Origin of the sequence: Herbaspirillum sp. UBA812 (assembly GCF_002296545.1) — a bacterium.
Taxonomy (GTDB): domain Bacteria; phylum Pseudomonadota; class Gammaproteobacteria; order Burkholderiales; family Burkholderiaceae_D; genus Herbaspirillum; species Herbaspirillum huttiense.
This window is the reverse complement of sequence record NZ_DBIC01000065.1, coordinates 1-4,877: the sequence shown is the minus strand read 5'-3', so window position 1 is coordinate 4,877 and position 4,877 is coordinate 1. Positions and strand designations below refer to the sequence as shown.

At 64.8% G+C, this 4,877-nt stretch carries 4 protein-coding genes and 1 pseudogene; 4 read left to right on the top strand and 1 reads right to left on the bottom strand.

Annotated elements, in window-relative coordinates; translation table 11 throughout:
• Both B3873_RS04145 and B3873_RS04140 read left to right on the top strand, forming a co-directional pair.
• Positions 1-692, top strand: a 692-nt coding sequence (locus B3873_RS04145) for a sensor histidine kinase (protein ID WP_286864184.1), incomplete at its 5' end; no start/stop codon positions are given.
• A gap of 339 nt (positions 693-1,031) precedes the next feature.
• On the top strand, positions 1,032-2,090 hold the full coding sequence (locus B3873_RS04140) for a porin (RefSeq protein WP_286864183.1): 1,059 nt from the start codon (positions 1,032-1,034) through the stop codon (positions 2,088-2,090).
• A gap of 110 nt (positions 2,091-2,200) precedes the next feature.
• Here B3873_RS04140 and B3873_RS04135 read toward each other — a convergent pair whose 3' ends face one another.
• A complete protein-coding gene (locus B3873_RS04135) occupies positions 2,201-3,130 on the bottom strand; it encodes a LysR family transcriptional regulator (protein ID WP_121038076.1) in 930 nt (309 codons plus the stop codon).
• A 337-nt stretch (positions 3,131-3,467) separates the two neighbouring features.
• On the opposite strand from B3873_RS04135, the gene B3873_RS04130 reads away from it, so the two are divergent.
• Both B3873_RS04130 and B3873_RS04125 read left to right on the top strand, forming a co-directional pair.
• A complete protein-coding gene (locus B3873_RS04130) occupies positions 3,468-4,634 on the top strand; it encodes an amidase family protein (RefSeq protein WP_286864181.1) in 1,167 nt (388 codons plus the stop codon).
• A 66-nt stretch (positions 4,635-4,700) separates the two neighbouring features.
• A pseudogene (locus B3873_RS04125) lies at positions 4,701-4,877 on the top strand (aromatic ring-hydroxylating dioxygenase subunit alpha); the annotation flags it as partial.

The window sequence follows — 4,877 nt, the reverse complement described above, 5'->3', positions numbered from 1 at the left end:
ATGCCATGGGCGGGATGGCCACCGCCATCGCGCACGAGCTGTCGCAGCCGCTGGCGGCGATCCGCAATTTCCTCGAAGGCTCGGTGTTGCGCATCAAGCAGAGCGAGGCCCTGCGCGAACAGGCCGGACAGATCGTGTGGGGGCTGGAGAGCGCCGGACGCCAGGTCGACCATGCCGCCACCATCATCAAGAGCGTGCGCGAATACGTGGTGCGGCTGGAGCAGAGCGAAGGCCTGATCGACCTCAACGCCGTGCTGGAGGAAGTGCGCTGGTTCATCGAGATGAAGGCCGCCGAAGGCAAGGTCCACCTGCACATCGAACCGGGTACGCAGCCCCTGGTGGTGAGCTGCGAGAAGGTGCTGATCGGCCAGGTGATCTTGAATCTCGCCTTCAACGCCATTGAGGAAATGGTGGAGTTTCCCGAGGGCGCAAGACATGTGCGCATCAGCACTGCGCGCAGTGCCGGCAATGCCCTGCTGACCGTTGCCGACGAGGGACGCGGCATCGATGCCGGCCACCGCGAACGGCTCTTCGATGGCTTCTTCTCCTCCAAGGTCAGCGGCAACGGCATCGGATTGGCGCTGTGCAAGAACATCATTGCGCGCCATCGCGGCGATATCTGGGCACAACCCGGAGAGACGCGCGGCACGCGCTTCTGCTTCACGCTACCGTTGGTGGAACGCCACAACTAGGGATTCCTTTAGGTCGCGCGTACGACGCGCCGCCTTGGTGATCGCGCGCACTCGCGTGGTGAAGTTCTGCACGATTATCCCGTCATCGCGCCGATTCATGCACCGGATTCGAGAGTCGGCGACTTATCTGTCCGGTGCATGAATCGGGCTTATTCCATCTATCCGCTGCATCAATTTGATCTGGCGCAAATGCGCTTCCTATGATGGCCCCACATGACGACATGTCATGCACGCCACGCAGACCTTCCACATCTACCGGCTGCGTTCGCCGCTCGGCATCGGCCTCACCCGGTGCGGAGCGCGACCATCACACTGCAACACCACAGGGAGCCTTGTCACATGAAGAAGAAACTACTGGCCGCCGCCTTGCTCGCGGCCGGCACGGGGATGGCACATGCACAGAGCAGCGTTTCCATCTATGGCCTGATCGATCTCGGCCTGACCTATTACTCCAACGCCGCCAAGACCGGCGGCGGCGGCGCGTCGCTGCTGCGCATGGACAGCGGCATTGCCCAGGGCAGCCGCATCGGCTTCAAGGGAACGGAAGATCTGGGCGGTGGCCTGAATGCTTTCTTCACCCTGGAAACCGGCTTCGGTGCCGATGACGGCAGCCTGGGACAAGGTGGCCTGCTGTTCGGCCGCCAGTCCTTCGTCGGCCTGGGCAGCAAGGACTGGGGATCCATCAGCGCGGGCCGCCAGTATGACTTCATGGCCAACATCGGTGCCCAGTACGCCATGGGCGCACTGTCGCCAGCCGGTTCCTTCGCCTGGGGCACCCATGCCGATGCGGCGCACAGCACGGCGCTCAACGACCACATCTATGGCGGCGACCGCACCAACAATTCCATCAAGTACAACAGCGCCAGGTTCGGCGGTTTCAGCTTTGGCGCGATGCTCGGGCTCGGTGAAGTGGCCGGCAACAACAATGCCGGCCGCACCGTCAGCGCCCTCGGCCAATACGACGCCGGTGCCTTCAGCGGCGCGCTCGCCTACACCGACATCAAGAGCAGCAGCGGCGCTTCCGCCACCCGCATCTATGGCGGCGGTGCGCGCTATCAGATCGGCGCCTTCACACCGTTCGGCGTGATCACCCAGGTCAAGAACACCGACACCAATGCCAAGGCCACCACCTATGAACTGGGCACGGTCTATGCATTGACGCCGCTGTGGGATCTGGCTGCCGCCTACCAGTTCCAGAAGCGCAACCAGGGGGTGGGCAATGCCCAGGCACTGGTGGCGACGGTGGACTACAAGATCTCCAAGCGTACCGACCTGTACGTGGGCGCCGTCTATGACCGCGACAAGGGCTACAACGCGTATCCGGTCTTCGGTGGCGGCATCCAGTCGTCGACCGGCAACCAGAGCGCGCTGCGCCTGGGCATGCGTCATCGCTTCTGAGTACGGGCTACTTGAGGAGGGAAGGCCGCCGCCGACATCCGGTGGTCTTCCCGCAGGCAGGGAGAACGGCCCGCCGCGTTGGCGGGCCTTCTGCTTTCCGGCGCAATGGATCAGCTGCTGCGGCCGTAGCTCTGCAGCATGTCGATGACGATCTGGCGCAGCCAGGTATTGCCGGCGTCGGCGTCGAAGGCCGGATGCCAGTGCAGGGTGATGTCTACCGCCGGCAGCTTGACCGGCAGTTCGTAGGAGAGGAATACGTCCGGGTGCTCACTGTGGAAAAGCTTGGCGATGCGCGCCGGGACGGTGGCCACCAGGTCGGATTTGCCGAGGATGCGCGGCAGCACCGTGAAGTGCGGGATCGACAGGCTGATCTTGCGCTGCACGCCGAGATTGCGGAAGGAATTCTCGACCTGGTGATGGCTGCTCTCGGCCGACTCGACCAGCACGTGCGAGAGCGCCAGGAATTCGTCGAGCTGCAGTTGTTCACGCGCAGGCAGGGCCGGACGCTTGCGCATCATGCAGACATAGGTTTCGCGGAACAGCAGTTCATGACAGGTCACCGCCTTGAGCGCCGGCAGGTTGCCGAAGGCGAAGTCGAGCTGGCCGGTGCGCAGCGCTTCTTCCAGATGCGCCGGCGGCACCTGCTCCACCTGCAGGCGCGTCTGCGGGGCCTGCGCGGTCAGCAGTTCGCACAGCTGCGGCAGGAACATCATCTCGGCCACGTCCGTCATCGAGGCGCGGAAGACGCGCGTACTGGCGGCCGGGTCGAAGCGCTCGGTGTAGCGCAGCGCATCCTGCACCGCCTGCAGCGCGCGGTTGATGGGCTTGGACAGTTCCAGCGCGGCCGGCGTGGGCTGCATGCCCTCCTTGGTGCGGATGAAGAGCGGGTCATCGAAGATCTGGCGCAGCCGTCCGAGCGCATAGCTCACGGCGGGCTGCGACAGGTGCAGGCGGTTGCCGGCCAGGGTCAGGCTGCGTTCGTCGGCAATGGCCTGGAAGACGCGCAGCAGGTTCAGGTCCATGTTGTTGAAGGTCGCCATAGCAGTCTCCGGAGGGGGTCGCGCGGGGGCCTGGGCCCGATGAGTCACATCAAGGAAAGCGGCGATCACTATCCATGCCGCTTATGTGAAAAATATTTTACATCAATTTGATCTATTTTAAGGCGACTTTTAGAATGCTTCACATCAGCCAAGGAAACCGCCTGCATGCCGCGCCCGACGTGGATTGCCAGCCTGGTCGGCCCCATTTGAACGGATGCGCCATGAGCCCCCAGCCAACTTCTTCATCTCCCCTGCCGACGCCGCGCAAGCGCAATGGCCAGGCCGCCCTCGCCGCCCTGCAGCAGCAGGCGCGCATCGCCTGCCTGGGAGCGGCAGGATGAGCAACACTTCAGCACGCACCGTCCCCGGCACCGGCCACGCCCTGCTCTCGCGTTTTCACCTCGGTGGCAGCGGCCCGACAGTGGCCATCAAGGATTGCATCGACATCGCCGGCCAGCCCACTTGCGGCGGCAGCGCCGCCCTGGCCGACGCGCCGCCGGCTGCAGCGCACGCCGACGTGGTTCGCAAGCTGCTCGATGCCGGCTGGCAGCTCACCGCCCGCGCCAACATGCACGAGCTGGCCTACGGCATGACCGGCATCAATGACTGGAACGGCACCGCGGTCAATCCACAGGACGCAAGCCGCATGACCGGTGGCTCCTCCAGCGGCTCGGCCTCGGCCGTGGGCGCGGGCTTGGTGGACATGTCCATCGGCAGCGACACCGGCGGCTCGATCCGCCTGCCCGCGGCCTGCTGCGGCGTGATCGGTTTCAAACCGAGCTTCGGCCGCGTCAGCCGCGCCGGGGCCTATCCGGCCGTGAGCAGCCTGGATTGCGTGGGCCCCTTTGCGCGCAGCATGGATCTCATCATCAGCGCCATGGCCAGCATCGCACCTGGTTTCGACCGCGTTGCCGCTACCGCAGCGGCAGCACAGGCCCGCGTCAAACTGGTAACAGTGCAGGCCGATCCCCAGATCGCAGAGGCTGTCGCTGCGGCCTTCGCCGCCAGCGGCTGGCAAGGCGATGTCTGGACCCCGCAGCACATGCACGCTGCCTTCGAGGCCGGCATGACCCTCATCAATCGCGAGACGCATGACGCTTTCGGCCACCTGCTCGGCCTGGGCAAACTGGGTGCCGACATCGAGAAACGCCTCTCGGCCGCCGCCGCCACCACCGATGACGCGGTGGCCCAGGCCGAAGCCGTGCGCGCCGCCTTCAGCGCCGAAGTCGACGCAGCGCTGGCCGACGCCGATGCGCTGCTGCTGCCGACATTGCCGTCGCTGCCGCCGACACTGGAAGCGATCCGCCAGGGGGCCTCGGTGCTGATGCTGTCCTCGCTGGTACGGCCCTTCAACCTGTCCGGCCATCCGGCCCTGAGCATCCCGGTGCCGATGGCCGGCAGCCCGCTGAAAGCCGGGCTGCAACTGGTCGGCCGCAAGGGCGATGACGAACGCATTTGCGCACTGGGCCTGCATCTGGAACAGGCACTCAAGCAACGCCCCTGACACGCACTGCCCCGACAAGCTCGCCCAATCAACACTGACAACGACTGCAAGCCACTGGAGAAAGCCATGAACGCACCGCTACGCTTCCACCCGCGCAAGACCGATTCATCCTATGCCGATCTGGTACAGGATGCGGTGGTGGATCCTTCGCTCTACACCGATCCGGCCATCTTCGAAGCGGAGATGGACAAGATCTTCTACAAGACCTGGATCTGGGTCGCGCATGAAAGCGAGATCAAGAAT

Bases quoted from the DNA above. Each gene is read 5' to 3' on its own strand.
- B3873_RS04135 (WP_121038076.1), bottom strand. From the start codon at position 3,130: ATGGCGACCTTCAACAACATGGACCTGAACCTGCTGCGCGTCTTCCAG.
- B3873_RS04130 (WP_286864181.1), top strand. From the start codon at position 3,468: ATGAGCAACACTTCAGCACGCACCGTCCCCGGCACCGGCCACGCCCTG.
- B3873_RS04140 (WP_286864183.1), top strand. From the start codon at position 1,032: ATGAAGAAGAAACTACTGGCCGCCGCCTTGCTCGCGGCCGGCACGGGG.